Annotated in this window: 16 protein-coding genes and 1 pseudogene; 8 read left to right on the top strand and 9 right to left on the bottom strand. The window is 38.1% G+C overall.

Going from position 1 to position 20,492, the window contains the following annotated elements; translation table 11 throughout:
* The first annotated feature begins 262 nt into the window (after positions 1-262).
* Positions 263-2,308, top strand: a complete 2,046-nt coding sequence (locus tag D1839_RS12425) for a catalase (protein ID WP_120380279.1) — start codon at positions 263-265, stop codon at positions 2,306-2,308.
* A 278-nt stretch (positions 2,309-2,586) separates the two neighbouring features.
* Here D1839_RS12425 and fdhD read toward each other — a convergent pair whose 3' ends face one another.
* Both fdhD and D1839_RS12415 read right to left on the bottom strand, forming a co-directional pair.
* Complete coding sequence (gene fdhD / locus D1839_RS12420) at positions 2,587-3,390, bottom strand: formate dehydrogenase accessory sulfurtransferase FdhD (RefSeq protein WP_120380278.1); 804 nt, start codon at positions 3,388-3,390, stop codon at positions 2,587-2,589.
* Positions 3,391-3,477: 87 nt separating this feature from the next.
* Positions 3,478-5,829: an FdhF/YdeP family oxidoreductase gene (locus D1839_RS12415; RefSeq protein WP_120380277.1), complete on the bottom strand. Its 2,352-nt coding sequence runs from the start codon at positions 5,827-5,829 to the stop codon at positions 3,478-3,480.
* 1,095 nt (positions 5,830-6,924) lie between these two features.
* Between D1839_RS12415 and D1839_RS12410 the strand changes: the two genes are divergently transcribed.
* From D1839_RS12410 to D1839_RS12385, 6 genes and pseudogenes are all read left to right on the top strand, one after another.
* Positions 6,925-9,156, top strand: a complete 2,232-nt coding sequence (locus D1839_RS12410; protein ID WP_120380276.1) for a ribonucleoside-diphosphate reductase subunit alpha — start codon at positions 6,925-6,927, stop codon at positions 9,154-9,156.
* Positions 9,141-9,623 (top strand): flavodoxin, encoded by a 483-nt coding sequence (locus tag D1839_RS12405; RefSeq protein WP_120380275.1) that lies wholly within the window; start codon positions 9,141-9,143, stop codon positions 9,621-9,623. The genes D1839_RS12410 and D1839_RS12405 overlap by 16 nt, the downstream gene beginning before the upstream one ends.
* A complete protein-coding gene (locus tag D1839_RS12400) occupies positions 9,568-10,611 on the top strand; it encodes a ribonucleotide-diphosphate reductase subunit beta (RefSeq protein ID WP_120380274.1) in 1,044 nt (347 codons plus the stop codon). Before D1839_RS12405 ends, D1839_RS12400 begins: the two co-directional genes overlap by 56 nt.
* A 553-nt stretch (positions 10,612-11,164) precedes the next feature.
* Positions 11,165-11,356: pseudogene (locus tag D1839_RS21330) on the top strand (MerR family transcriptional regulator); the annotation flags it as partial.
* An 81-nt stretch (positions 11,357-11,437) separates the two neighbouring features.
* Positions 11,438-12,217, top strand: a complete 780-nt coding sequence (locus D1839_RS12390) for a class I SAM-dependent methyltransferase (RefSeq protein WP_158589656.1) — start codon at positions 11,438-11,440, stop codon at positions 12,215-12,217.
* Position 12,218: 1 nt separating this feature from the next.
* Positions 12,219-12,698, top strand: coding sequence for a GNAT family N-acetyltransferase (locus D1839_RS12385; protein WP_120380272.1), 480 nt, complete (start codon positions 12,219-12,221; stop codon positions 12,696-12,698).
* 74 nt (positions 12,699-12,772) lie between these two features.
* Here the strand turns inward: D1839_RS12385 and D1839_RS12380 are convergent, their stop codons facing one another.
* Both D1839_RS12380 and D1839_RS12375 read right to left on the bottom strand, forming a co-directional pair.
* Positions 12,773-13,690, bottom strand: coding sequence for an N-acetylmuramoyl-L-alanine amidase (locus D1839_RS12380; RefSeq protein ID WP_158589655.1), 918 nt, complete (start codon positions 13,688-13,690; stop codon positions 12,773-12,775).
* A 1,016-nt stretch (positions 13,691-14,706) separates the two neighbouring features.
* Positions 14,707-15,249 carry a flavodoxin family protein gene (locus D1839_RS12375; protein ID WP_120380270.1) on the bottom strand — a complete coding sequence of 181 codons (543 nt, stop codon included), beginning with the start codon at positions 15,247-15,249 and terminating at the stop codon, positions 14,707-14,709.
* Positions 15,250-15,471: 222 nt separating this feature from the next.
* Here D1839_RS12375 and D1839_RS12370 point away from each other — a divergent pair, with 222 nt between their 5' ends.
* Positions 15,472-15,774, top strand: a complete 303-nt coding sequence (locus D1839_RS12370) for a DUF4306 domain-containing protein (RefSeq protein WP_120380269.1) — start codon at positions 15,472-15,474, stop codon at positions 15,772-15,774.
* 323 nt (positions 15,775-16,097) lie between these two features.
* Here D1839_RS12370 and D1839_RS12365 read toward each other — a convergent pair whose 3' ends face one another.
* The 5 genes from D1839_RS12365 to D1839_RS12345 form a co-directional block, all read right to left on the bottom strand.
* A complete protein-coding gene (locus D1839_RS12365) occupies positions 16,098-17,336 on the bottom strand; it encodes an ABC transporter permease (RefSeq protein ID WP_120380268.1) in 1,239 nt (412 codons plus the stop codon).
* Positions 17,329-18,261 (bottom strand): ABC transporter ATP-binding protein, encoded by a 933-nt coding sequence (locus tag D1839_RS12360; RefSeq protein WP_120380267.1) that lies wholly within the window; start codon positions 18,259-18,261, stop codon positions 17,329-17,331. Before D1839_RS12360 ends, D1839_RS12365 begins: the two co-directional genes overlap by 8 nt.
* A gap of 99 nt (positions 18,262-18,360) precedes the next feature.
* A complete protein-coding gene (locus D1839_RS12355; RefSeq protein WP_120380266.1) occupies positions 18,361-19,215 on the bottom strand; it encodes an ATP-binding cassette domain-containing protein in 855 nt (284 codons plus the stop codon).
* Complete coding sequence (locus tag D1839_RS12350) at positions 19,216-19,608, bottom strand: GntR family transcriptional regulator (RefSeq protein WP_120380265.1); 393 nt, start codon at positions 19,606-19,608, stop codon at positions 19,216-19,218.
* A gap of 61 nt (positions 19,609-19,669) precedes the next feature.
* Complete coding sequence (locus D1839_RS12345; protein WP_120380264.1) at positions 19,670-20,374, bottom strand: hypothetical protein; 705 nt, start codon at positions 20,372-20,374, stop codon at positions 19,670-19,672.
* Positions 20,375-20,492: the final 118 nt, after the last annotated feature.

Raw genomic sequence — 20,492 nt, 5'->3', positions numbered from 1 at the left:
ACTTGCTCTGTTTATTAGAAAAACTTGGTTTATCGCTATATCTTTATGGTGAATGCTGTAGTTTCTTATACGATAAACCCGAAAATCAAGTTTATCGTATATAAAGACTTCTTTTAAAGAATTCTAACATTCACTGACTGTATACCACTAATGATGTCTACTATAACATGACCAAGTAATATTTCTTGTTTCATTTGTTTTTTATAAGGGAACAGGCCCTCTATAAGCATATATATAAAACGATTGGAGGAGGGACATAAGCATGTCAGACCATAAACATAATCAATCAAAGCAGGAACAATTAGACGCTTATCGTGTTGATGATAAAGGAAAAAAGCTGACCACCAATCAGGGACTAAAAGTATCGGAGGATGAATTTTCATTAAAAGCCGGAGTACGCGGTCCAACGATCATGGAAGATTTTCATTTCCGTGAGAAAATGACCCATTTTGATCATGAACGAATCCCTGAACGGGTCGTCCATGCAAGGGGCTATGCAGCACATGGTGTTTTTGAAGTATATGAATCAATGGAATCATATACAAAAGCTGATTTCTTAAAAGAAAAAGGGAAACAGACACCTGTTTTTGTAAGATTTTCCACTGTTGCTGGTTCAAAAGGATCTGGGGAACTAGCTCGTGATGTCAGGGGCTTTGCTACGAAATTTTATACGCAGGAGGGAAATTACGATCTGGTCGGCAATAATATTCCGGTGTTTTTTATACAAGATGCAATCAAGTTTCCAGATTTCATTCATGCTGTTAAACCCGAACCGCATAACGGCATCCCCCAAGCTGCATCCGCCCATGATACCTTCTGGGATTTTGTAGCCAATAATCAAGAAACCGCACATATGGTAATGTGGCAAATGTCAGATCGAGCGATTCCACGTAGCTTTCGTATGATGGAAGGCTTTGGTGTGCATACATTTCGCTTGGTAAATGATAAGGGTGAGGCAACCTTCGTTAAATTTCATTGGAAACCGACATTAGGAGTTCATTCGACGGTTTGGGATGAGGCGCAGAAAATAAATGGGAAAAACCCAGACTTTCACCGTCAAGATTTGTATGAAGCTATTGAAAGAGGCGATTATCCTGAATTTGAACTAGGTGTACAATTAATTGCTGAAGAAGAGGCGGATTCATTTGACTATGATATCCTTGACCCAACCAAACTTTGGCCAGAAGAAGAGGTTCCGGTAAAGATAATTGGCAAAATGACCTTAAATCGAAATGTAGACAATGTGTTTGCAGAAACGGAGCAAGTTGCGTTTCACCCCGGTCATGTAGTTCCAGGAATTGATTTTACGAATGATCCTTTATTACAAGGACGATTGTTCTCGTATACCGACACGCAATTAATTCGGCTCGGAGGTCCTAATTTTCATGAACTACCAATTAATCGCCCCGTTTGTCCGTTTCATAATAATCAACGGGATGGTTACGGTAGGCATACGATTAATGTAGGGCAAGTTAGTTATCATAAAAACGGCTTAACGAATAACACGCCAGAACCAGCTGCTCCTGAAGAAGGCGGATATGAGCATTATCAGGAAAAAGTTGATGGCAAAAAGATACGTGCAAGAAGTGAAAGCTTCAAGGATCATTTTTCTCAAGCCACTCTGTTTTGGAATAGTATGAGTGAGATAGAAAAACAACATATTATAGACGCCTTTAGTTTTGAATTAGGAAAGGTAGAAAGTAAAGAAGTGCAACAACAAGTCGTAAATATGTTTGCCCATGTTAGTTTAGAGATGGTACAAGAAATTGCCGCTAATATCGGTGTGACCGCTCCAAAGGAAGGCGGGTCGCCAGTAAGTAAAGTTTCGCCTGCTCTCAGCCAAGAAAACACGGTTAAAACAGCGGCAACGAGAAATGTAGCTGTTCTTTTAGATGAGGGTTTCCATACCGAAGAAGTAATTTCTGTGATAGATCGATTAGTAAAACAACGAATTCGCCCAGTAGTAGTTGCGAATAAGCGTGGAGAGATTGCTGGAGCAGATGGTCAGACAATAGAGGTCGGCGAGTGCTTCTTAACAGCTGACTCCGTTCTTTTTGACGCTGTTTATGTTGCCGGAAGTAGACAAATGAGTGAGAAATTTTCTCAACGGGCTACCTACTTTATTAAGGAAGCATTTTGTCATTTTAAGCCAATAGGTGCCTCTAATGACGGAGCTGCTTTATTGGGAGATAGCGGTATGACACAGGCGAAAGGAGTTATTTTGGAGTCAGCTGTTAACCATTTTGTAGAAGCCTTTAGTGAGGCAATTGCAACCCATCGCTTTTGGGATAGAGTAGTTCATTTCTAAAGCGTAAAAAATCCACCGCGTGTGCTGTTCCTATTTTGGGACAGTTACCTGCGGTGGTTATTTTTCACTAGAGGAAAGTATAAGGTTTTTTAATTTATAGTATAAGAAAATATAAAATGAGGTGCTTTTGGATAACGAAAGAACTGAATCGCCACGTCCGGCGCATGAGTCCAGCAACGATGCGACTTTAGAAATGCGCCTTGCGATAAGTTGTCATCGGTTCGCCTGTAAGAGGAAGGCCGACTAAAAACGGGCTTGCCGCCCAGCTCGTTTTTCTATTACTTTTCGGCATATATTATCTCCTCAACCCTATAGTGATGTGTATAGACATTCATGGCCCCTTTTCTTACAAAGCCGATTACCGTAATGCCAAGATCTTCGGCCAGCTCTAAAGCAAGTTTGGTAGGAGCTGATTTGGATATAAGAATACTTATCCGCATTTTGGCGACTTTTAAAAGTACTTCGGATGAGACCCGGCCACTAAATACAATGACTTTATCTCTTACAGAAGTCTTGTTCATTAACATATGTCCATACAGCTTATCAAGTGCATTGTGACGACCTATATCGGTGCGAATAAGCTGCACCTCGTTAACCGTAGCCAAAGCTGCATTATGCACGCCACCTGTTTGACGAAATTGATTCGATGCTTGTTGCAATTGTGTCATAAGCTGTAAACATTGATTACAAGAAAGATTTAAGCTGGACATAATTGTTTTAGCGGTCTTCACATCACTTTTAAAGTAAAACTGGCGGCTTTTTCCACAGCACGAACCGATAAATCGTTTTGAATGATCTTCTTGGTACGTATTAGGTAGGTTACCGATTTCTAAGTAGGCAAACCCAGCTGCTACATCCACAGTCAGTCGCTGGATAGCTTGATATTCGAAAATAACTCCCTCTGAGGCAAGAAAGCCAACAATCAGTTCTTCCACATGTTCGGGGGAGCAGACCATGGTAGCGAATTCCTCACCATTGATTATAATGGTTATAGGGTATTCTTCTGCCACAGGGGTTACTTCTTTTGTAGCAGCCCCGTCATGAAAGCGGACAATCTCCCAATCTGCTAAATTATCAGACATGTAATCCTCCCTTTTTGTGCGTGTTCAAAAGCGAAGGAATTGTCATTCTAGTGTATTTTTGAACAACGCTTTTATATGTGAGCACGCTTAATGACTGTCGATTTCTAATTCTTCCACTCGCTTTTCGGCATATTTAACATCTTTCTGTGCATAATAGGTGACGGCCTTTTCTAATATTACTGCTGTATTATATTCAGGTATGCCTGCATATTGTTCGTAAACGCCTTTGGGGATGAGAACATTTCCCTCTGGCCAATGCACTTCCAGATTTCCGGCTTTGACAGGGGCGAACTTGGCACGTCCTGCATATAACCCGTGTTGGTTATATACAACTACTTGTTCGCCCTTTTGAATATCAAGGGATACTGCATCTTGTTGATTCACTAAGATATCATCTCTATGCGCATTGTTAAATGGATCTGTTTCACTATATATCATTGAGTTAAATTGCTTACCTCTACGTGTCGTGACATAAAAATGCCCTTCCGGCTTCCTTAATTCTGGAATGTCCATCGCAATGAGATTACCTCTTCCATCGGGTGTTGGACAAATGCCATCCTCACAAAGCCAAGCACCACCCCATTGGAAAACATCTCCTTTTTCATTTAAATACTGAATACCATTGTAATTAGGAGCGGCTTTTGCGATTTCTTCACGAATAGCACGCGCAGTCGGGAAGTGAATCAGGTCTTTAGCCTCAGGTCTTACCCGCTTTGCTAAATCTATATAAATCTCCCATTCTGAACGGGCTTCTTTTATACGGGGACCTTTAATCTCTGGTGAAAAATAGACCATTCTTTCTGTAGAAGTGGAAGTTCCGCCGCCAGGCTGCTCATACCTTGTCATTGCAGGTAAAACAATAACAGCTTCTTTGGCATCCACTAGTGTAGACGTATTAAATATAATATCCTGATGCACTTGTAGTTCTATATTTTCCAAGCATGATTGGATATAATCAGGGTTTGGCATCGTCTCAAGAAAATTCCCGCCAGACATATAGTACAGCCTTAACTTACGTTCATGGTCTTCGGGTAAATGAGCGTTCTCTAGTGATGCCCCAACAATATCTCCTTGCCAAGTCGGAATATCGAATTTCCAAATTTTCTCTACACGTTCACGATGTTCGTCATTCATGCTTCCACCCGGTAAAGAAAACGGGTCTGCTCCCATTTCACCCGATCCTTGTACACCGGAGTGCCCACGAATCGGCATTAAGCCGCAATGCTCACGTCCGATAAATCCTCGCAGTAATGCTAGATTTGCAACCTGTGAGATATTATCTGTACCAAATCGGTGTTGGGTTAGTCCCATTGACCAGACGAAAACAGCCGATTTGGAATTTGCTAGGATAGTAGCTAATTCGATCATCCTTAGTTTAGAGATGCCGGAGGATTGCTCCAATTGTTCCCACGTATGGGATTCTACCTTTGCTTTTAGAGCCTCTACCCCATTAACATGCGCTTGGATAAAGTCGTGGTTTAGAGCTGATCCAGGTTGTTCCTTTTCCATGTCAAACCAATGTTTCATAATACCGTGCATAAAGGCAATGTCGCCACCAATATTTACCTGGTAAACATCATCTGCTATCTTGGTACCGAATAAAGCAGATTCGGCAATAGAAGGAATCCAATATTCATCCATTGATGGTTCATAATATGGATTTATGACAATGATTTTCGTTCCTTTCTTTTTTGCAGCATACATATATTTTGTAGAAACAGGCTGATTATTAGCTGCGACAGACCCCCAAAACAACAAAACATCTGTACCGATCCAATCTTTATAATTGCAAGTGGAGGCGCCAACTCCTACGGAACGAGTTAATGCTGTTTTAGATGGTGAATGGCATATTCTGGATGCATTATCAATATTGTTCGTACCAAGAAAACGGGCTACCTTACCAAGCACATAATACGTTTCGTTCGTTATACCGCGAGATGTAGAATAAAAGGAAAATTGTTTTGGGTGAAGTGCACGCATTTTGTCGGCAATATAGTTAAGCGCCTGATCCCAGGAAATACGGTGAAATTGACGGTCTCCCGGCTTCCGGATGAGTGGATAAGGAATACGACCGAGCTGTCGTAATTCCGTGCTGTTCATTTTACGTAATGTTTCTATATCAGCATGCAGAATATCTTGATTAATTGCTGGCATGGTATTCAAACGAAGAACATTTAAACGGGTGGTACAAAGGTGTGGTCCGGTTAATGTTTGATCTTTAAGTCCTTGTACTCCAAGGGCACAACCATCACACACACCCTGGGTAAGGATACGTGTAGCGTATGGAAGCCTATCTTTATTTTCCCAAGCGACTTTAACGGTATCGCGAATGTGATGTGGTTTTACTTTCCCAAGACCAAATGGAACCTTACTAACCCATAGTGATGGGGTTGGCCATTTGGATAGTTTGATGGGACCAGTATGTTTCGTTTTACCCATTATTCCCCCTCCAATTTGTCTAGCTGAAATTACTTGCCTTCATCCTATCATGAAAGCGGATACAATTCAATTTAGGATTATACCTTTTTTACATTAGTTAGAAGCCGTTAATCGTTCGTTTAAAACAGGATTATTTACCATATATTATGTAAGAAATAGGAAATAGATGCCAAGCAGCATATGAGTGAAGACGCACTCCCTAAGTAATTAGCCGAAAGAAAAAAAAGGAGATTGAAACAGCAGACAAAAGGGAAAGCAATTGATAAGTCTAGACAAAAAATGATGTCGTTTGGTTGTAATTTTATTGCTTCGACAGCAAACCATTTTAAATAAAGTTAAAAAAGTATATAATATAGTTTGTGTGTTTTATTTTTGGATGTAAATCTTCTTTCATTAGCGGGGATTTAACGACATTTAATTAGTGGACTTATTCAGAAGCTCTTGGTCCATTTTATAAAGAAAAGGGTAAAGCAACTTACTAACGGTAAATTCCCTTTCCTCATGTCCTGTAGGTGCATTGCTAATGCAACAGCAATCTACTAATTTCTAGCAAAATAAAAAAATCTTTTTTTCTATCTGCTACTAATATGGTTCAGACAGTATTTAAAAGGGATGAGAAGATGTTATATAGGTCTAAAAATAGATTGCAATAATAGAGTTTATATGCTAAGCTTGTAAACACAATATATCGTAATCATTTCTTTGTAAACATACTATATATTGTGTTTTAAGTTAAAAATCAGGTTGTTATTATTAGAAAATTGCGAGTTTTGCACTCGTTAGTAAGTGTAGTTACACGCACAATGATACAGAGGCTGATCCTCAAGTTTTCCAGTTAGATTAGTGAGCAGTTGGGATAGCAGCTAGAAGGAACATTACAGATCCAGTTTTAGAATTGTAAATGACAAGCTTGGCATGATTGCCGAGTTTTCTATTGCCTATTTACTGGATTCTCGAACAGCATCTAAATTGTTTATAGTCAACTAGAAACATAGATGAGTCATTTTTAGTGCACTATTCTAACAACCGCTTTTAGGTTACAAGGCATGTATTATCACCCTTAAAGGGTTTAAGTATATAAAGGGAGGATTATGAATGATCATCGACATCGCAACTACAAGAGATAAACTTGTAGAAATTATCGATCGTGCGCAACAGGGGTTAGCTGTTGAAACAGAAGCATATAAGGACAAGGCTTTCAAAACGATTCAAGAGGATACACCGATAGACAAAGCATTGGATATACTTGTGCAAAATGCTTTGGAGAATATGGATGAATCTGCGCCTGATTGGACGTATGTAGCCAGCCGAATTTATTTACAGCAGCTTTACCACCAAGCACGTCAAAATCGTCAATACAATACGGGTGAATATGGTGATTTTTATCAATTAATTACAATGCTCACGGAAGAGAATATTTATAGAACGACTCTTTTAGAAAAGTATTCGAAAGCTGAAATTGATCATTTTGCCAATCAGATTGACCCAGCGAGAGACTTGTATTTTACCTATTTAGGGTTACATACATTAACAACCCGCTATTTGGCAACAGATCATGATAAAAATGTGTTTGAACTACCGCAAGAGCGCTGGATGATTATTGCTATGACGCTTATGCAACATGAAGATAAAGCCAGTCGGACAGAGCATGTGCTAGAAGCGTACTGGGCATTAAGTAATTTATACATGACGGTAGCGACACCAACATTGGCTAATGCCGGGAAAACACACGGTCAACTTTCCAGCTGTTTTATTGATACTGTTGATGATAGCTTACAGTCTATTTATGATAGCAATACCGATATTGCTAAATTGTCTAAAAATGGTGGCGGTATTGGCGTATATATGGGGAAAATCCGCAGCCGTGGAAGCTCCATTAAAGGATTTAAAGGAATGTCCAGTGGAGTTGTTCCTTGGATTAAACAGCTGAACAATACAGCAGTAAACGTCGATCAGTTAGGAACGAGAAAAGGTGCTATTGCTGTTTATTTAGATGTTTGGCACCGTGATATCGAGGCATTCCTTGACTTGAAGCTGAATAATGGCGATGAGCGAATGCGCGCACATGATATTTTTACCGGTGTAACGTTGCCAGACCTATTTATGGAACAAGTGGAAAAACGTGGTGATTGGTATTTATTCGATCCTCATGAAGTGAGACAAGTCATGGGATATTCATTAGAAGATTTTTACGATGAGACAAAAGAGAATGGAACTTGGCGGGAAAAATATGAGGAATGCGTGAACTCAGAGGAATTATCAAAACGAAAAATACCAGCTATCGATATCATGAAACGAATTATGAAATCACAACTAGAATCAGGAACACCATTTATGTTCTATCGTGATGAGGTGAATCGTCAAAATAGCAATAGCCACAAAGGGATGATCTATTGCTCCAACCTTTGTACAGAAATCACCCAAAACCAATCTCCTTCTGAGTTTGTGGAGGAATTTTTGGAAAATGAAAATACGATCGTGAAAAAATATAAATCTGGTGACTATGTCGTCTGTAATTTAAGCTCGATTAATCTTGGAAAAGCTGTCCCAGATGAAGTTCTAGATCGGTTAATAAAAATTCAAGTGCGTATGTTAGACAATGTGATTGATATTAACACATTACCAATAATGCAGGCTCAATTAACGAATAAAAAATATCGAGCCATTGGGCTTGGAACATTCGGATGGCACCATCTTCTTGCGCAAAACAATATGAAATGGGAAACAGAAGAAGCGGTGAACTATGCTGATGAATTGTATGAGCGAATTGCGTTTCTGACCATCCAAGCAAGCATGGAGCTAAGCAAAGAAAAAGGAAGTTACCCTGCGTTTTCAGGAAGTAAATGGAGTTCAGGGGAATACTTTGACCAAAAGGGTTACGACAAAACAGAATGGCTTGCATTAAAAGATGATGTAAAACAGAATGGTATCCGCAATGGTTATTTAATGGCTGTTGCACCAAACTCAACCACTGCAATGATTGCCGGCTCTACAGCTAGTATCGATCCAATCTTTAAACCGTTCTATTATGAAGAAAAGAAAGACTTTAAAATTCCAGTAACAGCACCAGACTTAACGCACAAGACATACGATGTATATCGTCGTTCTGCCTATATTGTGGATCAGCGCTGGTCGGTCAAGCAAAATGCTGCTAGACAGCGACATATTGATCAAAGCCTTTCCTTTAACTTCTATGTACCAAATACAATTCGGGCTTCTATTTTGCTTGATTTGCATTTGCAAGCGTGGAGAGAAGGGTTAAAAACGACCTATTATGTCCGTTCTACTTCCAATGAAGTGGAAGAATGCGAATGGTGTCAAAGTTGAGAGTACTGATCGCTTATTTGACGTATAGTGGCAATACCCAAGAAGTAGCAACGATTATTCAAGATGAATTACATGCAAATGGAGTGGAAACGGCGGTTCATCGCATTGGGATTGATCCGCCAGTTGATCCTTCCTCCTATGATATCATCTTCCTTGGCACCTTTACGTGGGATATGGGAAGTACACCTGAAGAAGTGAAGGATTTTATTCTTGAGGTTGGGTATAAACCGGAAAATGTCGCTGTATTTGGTACAGGTGATACACAATTTGGCGGCGATGACTTATTTTGCCGCGCTGTAGATAAGTTGGTCAAATTTTATCATAGTCCTTGGTCTGGATTAAAAATTGAACAGTCGCCGAGAGGAAAACAAGAGCAATATATAAAGAACTGGGTGGAAGGAGTATTATATCATGGCAAAAGTAATACTGGAAAAAGCAAAGACACTAGAACCGTTAAATCCAAATAAGTCAACAGGGGTGTTTGGAGGGGAATCCAGTGGTATTTTAAATTGGAATGATATTGCTTATCCACACTGGTATAAAATGTATAAACGGTTAGTGGGTAATTACTGGCAAGCAGATGAAGTGAATATGCAAAGTGATATTAAACAGTTCCCAACACTTACAGAAGAGGAACAGGACGCATATTTAAAAATCATTGGCTTGCTATCCACATTAGACGCACCACAAACCCGAACAGCTTTACTCATTTCTTTGTATGCAACCGACCCATCTGTGCAATCTATTATGGCTGTAATCGCACAACAAGAAGCGGTGCATAATGAAAGCTATTCCTACGTATTATCTTCCGTTGTCTCATTAGATGAACAGAATAAGTCTTTTCAGCTAGGACGTACAGATTCTGTGTTGCTCAAACGAAATGAGAATTTAACAAAGCAGTATAATACCTTTGTAGAAGAGCCTACGATCGAAAATATTTTAAAGACGTTAGTGTACACAGCTTTATTAGAAGGAATGTTCTTCTATTCTGGTTTTGCGTTTTTCTATAACTTGGCGCGTTATAATAAAATGGTCGGTACATCCACGATGATTAGTTATATTAACCGCGATGAACTGGAGCATGGGCGTTTTATATCAGAACTATTTCGTGCTACACTAGCAGAAAATCCAGAGTATAATAATGGAACGTTTATCCAATGGGTGTATGACCATTTTAAGCAGTCCGTCGAATTGGAAATCGAGTGGTCGAATTATGTTCTTGGCAATGTAGAAGGTATTGATTTGGATGAAATGGCTGGATATATTAAGTATCGTGCGAATAAGATGTTACGGATGATGGGTCTCCATGATGTATATCCAGACTATACCGAAAATCCGATGAAGTGGATTCGTGCATATGTCGATAATTTTGATGGCACGAAAACAGATTTCTTTGAACAGAAATCTAGACAATATACGAAAACAAGTGATTTGAACGGTTTTGATGATTTATAAGTACAAGACGGCCTTTTACAAGTAACTAGTTCAAAAGCTAGCAGGCAGATTAAGAGATAGATCCATCTCTTAACTGTCTGCTTTTTTACGTCCGTCATATAATCGACTTTTACAAGGCGCTAAAATTACAATACTTACTCCGGGCAGGGGCATCGTTTGAGATGCAAAATGCGATATTTGTCTATGTCACCCATATATCCAGCTGATAAAGATCTCGTTCAATTTACATGATTGGAAACTCTGATCTGCTTGAATAATGTAGACACTCGCATCCATTCTCATTATTTTCCGCATTTTGTTACTAGAAAGATGCGTAAAGACACTTCCACCAAAGGGGGAGGTACGAGAAAAAGGCGCAGTAGGAGCCATCGGAAGGCGCCTTCACGATTCGTTCAAGATCTTTAAGTCATAACGTAGAGTTAACCATCCCTGGAAGGTGAAAAAGTTCTACTGTCTGAAGCTTCATTTTATGACCATTTATTTTACTTAAAATAAAGAGCCTTTACATTAACGTAAGGTTAACGTTTATGATAAGGATAAGGAGGCGAATAAACTGTATATTCAAGAAGTTGCCAAACGGCTAAACACAACAACAAGATCCATCCGTTTTTATGAAGAAAAAGGGCTAATATCACCCACTAAACAAGACAACCAATATCGGACGTTTACAGATGAAGAAGTAGTAAGGATCAGTACAATATTAGCATTACGCGAATTTGGTGTAGGTATTAAAGAAATAAAGCAGTTACTTGATGATGAAAAGCCATGTCGTATTCATGATTATTTGAATTTACAACGTGCTATGCTATTTGAGAAGTGGTTGGAAATGAAAGATATGATTCATACCATGGACGGTTTGTTAGAACAAGGTATGGAATCATCTATTTCTAATAGCGATTTAATTGCTATTTCACAACACTTAAAAAGGTTAAAATCGCTACGAAAGTCTTGGCGTGACAGGTGGAATTTTGACCTACAAGCAGCGGATTATGATCAAAGTCTAAAACTGCATGGTTTTCGCTTTAATGTCCACCAAGACTATGACATAGCCTTGGAGAAAGTAGTTGATACAATGCCTCTAGAAGCAGGCCAAACGTGTTTAGATATTGGTATTGGCACTGGAAATTTAGGCGCTAAATTTTTAGCAAAAGCAGTTCATGTTATTGGTGTAGATCAATCGGAGAAAATGTTGCAAGCGTGTAAGCGAAAGCACCCAGAAATTGATGTTCGTAAAGGTCATTTTTTAGCTTTACCTATTTTAGATCATCAAATTGATGGAATTGTTTCTAGTTATGCATTACATCATATTACAGATGAACAAAAACTACTTGCGTTAGCTGAAATGGATCGAGTGCTACGTCCGACAGGGGCGATCTGTCTCGTCGACTTAATGTTTCAAAATGATGCACAGCGGAAAGAGGCGCTACAACACTTTGAAGAAAGCGGAAATAATGAAGCTATTTATGCAATAGAGGATGAATTTTATGCAAATCGTTCTTTACTAGTCGAGTGGCTGCGGTCGCATAACTATCAGGTAACAACACATACCTTTAATCCCATCTTAAGTATGGTTTATGCAACTAAAAATAGACAGAAAGTGAACTAAAGTGATGGTAGATCTACTATTTCTGCAAGCAGAGCATCTAAAATCGCTGGCCTCGTATCATTTAACAGATGAACAATTAGTTTTTACTGCTCATCCTTTAGAAAGATGCCTGTCAGCTATTCTATCTAGTAATTGTAAACCTGTCGGGATATGTAAGGGTAAAGACATTGTCGGTTTCTTTATATTGCAGTGGGGGGATATTAGGCCTTACACTTATGTTGAAGATGCGTTGCTACTACGTGCGTACTCCATTCAATATCCATATCAAAGACAAGGCTTTGCTAAACAATCGATGAATGAATTACCTGTTTTTGTGAATCGTTATTTTCCAGATATAAGAAAAGTGGTTTTGGGGGTGAATTATAATAATAAACTAGCACAAAAAGTATATCTAGCCGCTGGGTTTGAGGACACAGGAAGAAGAATTCAAGGTCAAGCTGGTGAACAATATGTTTTTAAGAAAGATTGGAAGCTTGAATGAAGTGATTTATTTTAAATCCTAAACAGAAGCTACCTTTTACATCAAAGGTAGCTTCTCGTTGTTATAATGTCTATTTAATTTGAAAAATAGGCTTTTAAACCATTGGTAATTCCACTCGCTACCTGATGTTGAAACGGATTGGAACGAATATTTGCGAAATCGGAATAATTAGTAATAAATCCAAGCTCTAATAATATCGATGGAGCAGTGTTATTTCTTAGAACATAATAGTTGTTTGGTGCCATACCGCGATCACGTATGGGAATGGAAGAGGTAAGGCTTTGATGAACGCTCTCTGCTAACTTCTGGTCACTTGTAGAATAGTAGAAGGTGTTTATACCGTGTGCAGCAGAACTTGGATGCGCATTATAATGTACACTGATAAATGCATGAGTAGAATATGCCTGACTCATTTCCACACGATCATGTAATGAAACATATTCATCGCTTGATCTCGTCAATAATACGTTAGCGCCTGCCGATCGTAAGTTTTCAGCGATCTGTTTCGAAGTTTCAAGCGTTAAGAACTTTTCTTGAATGCCGCTAATTCCAATTGAACCGGGATCGTAACCACCGTGTCCAGGGTCTAACATAATATTGTACCCATAAAGGGAACCATTGTGATTTGCTTGCGTATTCGGATGTGGTTGTGCCGGAGGTGTTTTAGTTTCCTCGTAGGAGGATTTTTTTACCTGTACTTGTACAGGTTTATTTTGTGTTGCAGGAACTAAGTGATGCTTAGCCACCCATGCTTCTTTACCTGCAAAATAAGTTTGGACCCAACCATATTGCTCATTGAATTCGATCAATTGGTCTCCCACTTGTAATTGCCCTACAATTTCGGAGTCTAATGACGGTCCGCTCCGCACATTTAATACGGCTTGTCCTACGTCATATACGTCTCCATTAGCTGCATAACTGCTATGAGGCAGCAAGAACAGAGAAATTAGCATAATGGCTAAAGATGTTAATGTAAGATGTACGTTTTTCAAAATAAGCATGGCCTCCTTAAAATATTTGCTTTATCCCGTATATAGGAGCTGTATAATACCCACTTCAGGAGTAGGATAATCTGTACAGGAACAAGTCTAAGTGGGAGATAACAGCATCTATATACCCCATTCGTTCATCTAACAATCAGTGGAGGATGAAATGAAAACCACCACTAATTAAAGATTGACTTTATAGTGAATTCGTTCCATCCCCGCCACTTTTGGGGGCGGTTGATAGAATACGAGATTAAAGCTAGCTTTAGTGTAATGCTATCTTACTAGATGCACCGTTACGACAGGCTAAATAGCAATAGCGTCCTACTCTTATGAAGAGAATTATAGATTAAGGTTAAAATGGTTTTTTATCTTTTTTTCTTTCGTAATCACTATAAACTAGAAAAAAGATAAGCACAAATACCTATCTATGGTTATCATAAAAAGAATTGAACAATGTATCATTCACATTAAGGTGAATGAGTATAATGGTTTACTTCTTTATCGGTATAGTTATTACTTATATAAAGTTTTTCCTGCAAGAAATCTTATTAAAAAGCATTAACCATTAGAGAGATTTTTAAACTAGTTAAAAAAAAACAGTTCATTCGGACTAGATAAAAGTAAATCTAACAGACTGTAAGAACTATGAATAAGTTATGCGTTCTTTTCCAGTAAATAAAAAAAGCAACTGCATAAATTGCAGTTGCTAACGAATATTCAAATGGGTATCTATAAAAGGTCGAAAATCTAAAATATGGGGGGAATACCAATTTTACCCATACATTAAGTAGAGTGATAAGACGTCCATATTTTAGGAGTTTGATAATCCGTGTATTGCAAAGAAGTAGAAGAGGAGCTAATAGCACATAGATACTCCATCGACTAAGAGAGCTTTATATCATCCTTTTGGGGAATGAACAATCTTTAGAGAATGTATGAAACCCTTCACTGGTTAGATATTTACTTTAAAAGTAAGCTATATATTCATTTTCCGATGTGTACGATTGTCTAGAAAGCTTTTAAATCAATGGTTCATTGAATAAACTAGCGGCTGCGTCCAAAGCCTGCTTATTGTTTGCCATCTCTCCTGGCTTACGTGACTGTCCGATAATATAGTTTTCGAAAGACATGCCAAAAAACTGACATATATACTGGAACTGTTGGATGAGAGGAAGCCCTTTTACGTGAGGGTGATCCCCGCCAACAAGAATAAGATACACTTTTTTTTCTTTTAATGCTTGGCGAAAGTGAGGATAGTTAGGGTCTCGTAAAATTTGCGACCAACGATCAATAAACGTCTTCATTGGTCCAGACATGCCATACCAATAAATGGGGGTAGCAAAAACAACAATTTCATGCTTTAATAACTGGTCAATTAAAAATTTGTGATCATCCTGTATTTCTGGGAAACCTTCCTCCGCGTGGCGTTTATCAACTATAGGTTGGATGTTATAATCACGTAAATAAATATGTGTTGCAACTTCTTTTGGAATGGCGTGATGTGCTAAAAACTCTGTATTACCATTTGTTCTCGTCGAACCGTGAAATACGACTATACTCATGTTGTAATTCCTCCTCTGTTTACGTTCATGACATAGCTTACAGAATCAGTTTGAAATTCTTCCTTGTAAGAGTGTATTCTATATGTAGAAGTTTAGAAGTAATGGAAGTAGGAATCGGAAAAACGACTGCATTTATTTTGGACTTGAACCAAAAAAAAGAGAAACTTTTTGGAAATGTGTTTCGTATTTCTAAATAGATAAGTAAGGCGTAGGTGGAACGTCATGAAAAAAATCGTAACGATATTTATTATATTGCTCATTATTTCTGTATATACCTTTTTTCTAAGCTATTGGGCAGGATCTTATCTCATGTTGGAGCCTGATTGGCAGGAAAAAGTAGTCTTAACTCCAGATTCGGTGAAAGATCCAAGAGATATATACTTTTTTGATAAATGGGTGTTTGCTTTTCAAGCCTATCCAGCACGTACCATTATATTTTTACTATCCGCTTCTGCAGTTGTTGGTTTTTGCGTCTTTTTTGTTCGCAAGTTTATTCGTAAGCGTAAAAACAACCAAGAGATATAATAATCATTTTGGAGAGGGTGGGAGTATGAAACATAAAAAGAGGGCTAAGAATAAATCCAACCATGAAAAGTTTACTATTTTAGATATGCTATTTGATTTTCTCGAGCTAATTTTTTTACTGTTTAGGTGGATAGGCAGGATGATTGCTGGATTATTTAAGTCGTGGTTTTAAATTGTACGATATGTATAGCTGTAAGCACCTACTTCAATAAAGAGGTAGGTGCTTGTGCTTGCACTGTGTATGAGATAGGTTACTTATTGCTTTGCTAATAAGCATTTACAAGAAATTTCTGGCGCTTTGTAGGTAAATAGCATGTTAGGTTTTACATTCTAATCCATTTCCAAATTTCCGCTGGGGTAGCGTTTTTGCCATACATCAATATTCCTACTTTGAATATTTTTCCAGCAAGCTTGACGAAAATCCAAATACTGATCACTAAAATAACGAGTGAGATGATGATTTCAATCCACGGCCATTCCTCTAAGTTACTAAGTCTAAGTAAGAGAACTCCTGGAGATGTAAACGGAATGTACGTTCCCAGTTGTGCCATGAAACCATTTGGATCATTAAGAACAGGCGCAATAAAAATGAATGGTAGAAATGGGAGCATCATAACCATACCTTGAAAGTTCCCAGCTGAACTGACATCTGTCATGGTTGCTCCAACGCCAACAAAAATGGAAGCAAACATAAGATAGCCTAAAATAGCAATTAGGATATATAGTGCTAATTCTGGAACAAATAAATAATCTAAAAACGCGATTTCTAACCTCCATGATAAGACGGGGAGTACAATAGCTAAAGAAACGAATGATTGTAGAATTCCCAATACAAAATAGCCAATAATTTTTCCTTGCATCAGGTCATTTGGTGTTAGAGAAGATAAAATTATTTCGGCAATTTTATCTTTTTTCTCTTGTGATGCACTTTGAAATATCGCCATTCCGGTAAATACGATGGATAGCATAATAAAACCGGCAAATGCCCCAGGAACGATTCGTTCCAATGGCGCATCGGCAGATTCCTCAGTTGCTTCCTCGGTTTTCTCGGCAGCTGCTGGACTGTCAGCAGCTTCTTTCACTTGAATACCGCGAGACACAATTGCCAATTGCTCATCAGACAAACCAAGTTCTTTCATTTGCCATGCTTGAATTGGTGCTGTTAATATTTGTGCTTGATTGATAAAGGAAGAATCCACCTCTTCAGATGTATAGGTAGGAATAATACCTTCTTTTAAGCTTTCTTCGTCAATAAATAAATACGCTGTATGTTCGGTATCTTTGATCTCTTTCTTTGCCTCTTCCTTCGTTAAATCTGTCTGCTGCACTTGCCATGGTAGATTGTTTGATTCCACAGTTGCTGCAATTTCAGAAAATAAATTCAACTGATCATGGATAAATACCGTGGTTGTTTCTGCTTCTTCATCGTCCCCACCGAATAATTCACCTAAAAACATAAAACCGATAATAAATAATGGGGTTAAAACCATCCCGATGATAAATGTCTTATTTTTTAGGTTTCGCTTTATTTCCCACTTAGCTACTTTCATAGAATTACGCATACGATGCACCTGCTTCCTGCATTAGCTTTTTATCCGTTGCGATATCAATAAAGATTTCATGTAAAGAAATACGATCTAAACGTAGTTCCCGAACATCGAGCTGATCCGGAAGCTGCTTGAGCCACCAAACTGGCTGAATGTCTTTTTGTAAGTAGATAATATGGTGCCCATTTGCTTGTTCTACCCGTTGTACATTTGGCAGTTGTTCCAGCTCTTTTATTTGATTATCTCCATGAATGGTGCATTTAAAGTTAGCAAATTTTGTTTTTACTGCATCCATATCGCCATAAATTACTTTTTGGCCACGATGAATCATAAACAGTCGATCAGCCATTTCTTCAACAAGATTCATTTGGTGAGAAGAGAGAAGGATCGCTGTGCCGTTATCAGCAAGCTGGCGAATTTCTTGTTTAAATAACTCCTGACTCACTGGATCCAAGCCAGAAAATGGTTCGTCAAGGATTAATAACTCAGGCTCATGGATAACGGAAGCAATAAATTGGACTTTTTGCCCCATCCCTTTGGAAAGCTCATCAATACTTACTTTTTCTTTACCTTCCAAATCAAATTTTTTTAAATAATGTAATGCACGTTGTTTAGCACGATCCAGTGGATAGTCTTTTAATTCCGCTAAATACAGCAAGATATCCATAACGTTGACATTTTTATATAGCCCGCGTTCTTCAGGTAAATAGCCAATTTTATGACGCGGTATAGTATTATCCGAATAATTTGAAAAGGTGATCTTCCCTTCGTCGGGATATAAAATACCCATGATATTACGAATCGTAGTCGATTTCCCTGCTCCATTGGGTCCAAGTATGGCCATAATTTCACCTTGGTTTACTTCAAAGGAAATATTGTCGATGACTAATTTGTCTTTAAAAGCTTTGTTTAGGTTTTCAACCTTTAAAATTGCGCTCAAAATAGTTAGCTCCTTTCTGTTTCTAAATTATTTATTCCTAGTTTAACTTATGACGTAAAGTCATAGGCAAACACAAAAAAGAAAGTCGTCGTAGTTGTTTTATCTCCTTTCTATAAGTAGTGTAAGAAGTTCTTCCAAATTTAAAACTTCCTGCTGTGTCCAAGTAATTTGCTCTTGTTGTAAGAATGCTTCTGTCTTCTCTGGAACGTTGGAGATCAGACAGTGGGCGAAGCGATCGATTACCCCTGGAATACTTTCTTCTGGCAGATGTTTTTTGATCCAATACCGCCGGTGGCTATGTAGAAGGGCATCTTTTTCAAAGGTTCCGATCAACTTCCCTTCCTTTAATACGGCTATATAGTCAGAAAGTTTCATAATATCAGCTGATTGATGACTCGCCATGAAGATAGCGCGGTCTCCTTGTTCCATCCATTCTACAAGTAAATCCATTAGCTTCTGCTTTGCCGGAATGTCTAAAAAAGAAGTAGGTTCATCGAGCAGTAAGAGGGATGTATTTCTCGGTAAAGTAAGTGCAAGATGAAGTTTTTGCTGAACCCCTTGCGACAATTTTCCAAAACGCTGATCTAACGGAATTTGAAATAAAGCTACCATTTTCTGAAACATTGCTTCATCCCAATGTGGATACAGAGATGAAATAAAGTCTTTTAATTTGTTTCCAGTGAAAGGTTCCCAGCCAATGATCATTTGTGCTTGATACGCGATATGTTGTTTCCAGCTTTCATCTGTGCCATTTGTTTCTATATCCAACAGTTGAATACTTCCTTTGTCTCGTTTAGCTAAATTCATAATTAGCTTAAACAGTGTGCTTTTTCCAGCCCCATTTGCACCTGCAAGTGTTGTAATGGTTCCAGGCGCTATCGTTAAGTCGAGCGGCCCTAAATATAAGTGGTCGAGCTGTTTTTCCAAATCTGTTATCGTTAGCAGAGCTCTCATTTATTGTTTCCTCCCTTTTTCACTAATTACTTCAAAAAAGATTTCCTTTAATTGTGCTAACGTATAATCATATGTAAAGGCGATTTCAACGGCAGCTTCCATTGCTTGGTAAACTTCAGAAACTTTCATTTGCTGTTTCATATTATGGTTTATTTCAGAAACAAATGTCCCTTTCCCTTGCGTTGTTTGAATAAAGCCTTGATATTCTAAGTTTTGATACGCACGGCGAATAGTAATGACACTTGTTTCCAGGTCTTTTGCAAGTGCACGTATAGACGGGAGCATATCGCCTTCAGCAAGTTGTCCACTAGCAATAAGTGTTTTTATCTGGTTTTCAATTTGATGGTAAACCGGCTCTCGTGATGTTTTGGAAAGGTGGATAGGTAATTCCACATGATCCGCTCCTTTCTACTGGCATTAGAAATATATCTTAGAGGTCGTGTGAAGACCACTACTAGAAGTAATCCCGCTTATTCATAATCTGTTTCATATATATTTGGTGTGCTTTTACAGCTGCAAAGCCGATAATGAGTGATACCATGGAACTGATTACTGGCCAGTTTTTAGCAATAATGATAGATAATTTAACAACACTATGGTCAAAGATAAGGTTAGACAAAGTTAATATAAATAGGAAGATGAAAAGAAAAAAGAAAGTCATAGCTACTGTGAACAACCAATTTGCTGGATATACTTCACTTATTGGTGTAAGCGTCCCTATATAAAGATTGACAGATAACCAAATAATTGCAAACGCAATGTAAGCTGGTATGGATAATAAATCAGCGATAGGTGACGCAACATAAAAGATAATCAGAAATGCAATTTGTACTGGAAAAGAGAAACAAAAATGAATGATAAAGCGACTTTTAATTACGATCTCTTGTTGTATTGGTAATGGTAATTGCGTCATCAAAAGAGGATAAACATCAGCTTGCTTTAAATGCCAATAGTTTGGATTTCCAATATTGATACCTAAAGTAAAAAAAAGAATAAAAAACAAGTCATAACCTATAACGTTATTATCGAGATATTGTTGAAAAGAGGATATAGCGTAAGAGAAGAAACCAAGTATAATTAAACAACCAAATGCGATCTTCCTTGTAGAAACACTTAATTCGAACTTAGCAATTTGCCAAGCTTGCTTCCATTTTTGCATATAATCAACCTCCTAAAAACTGAATTGTTATACTGTATATATTTATATAAACAGTAGTACAGATGATGAGAGGATGTCAAGTGGATCTTCTGAAAGTAAGCTGCAAAATTTACTGATG

Origin of the sequence: Roseburia sp. 1XD42-34, from assembly GCF_009917385.1 — a bacterium.
Taxonomy (GTDB): Bacteria; Bacillota; Bacilli; order Bacillales; family Amphibacillaceae; genus Virgibacillus.
The sequence above is the reverse complement of the archived record's forward strand: the minus strand, read 5'-3'. Positions and strand labels throughout refer to the sequence as shown.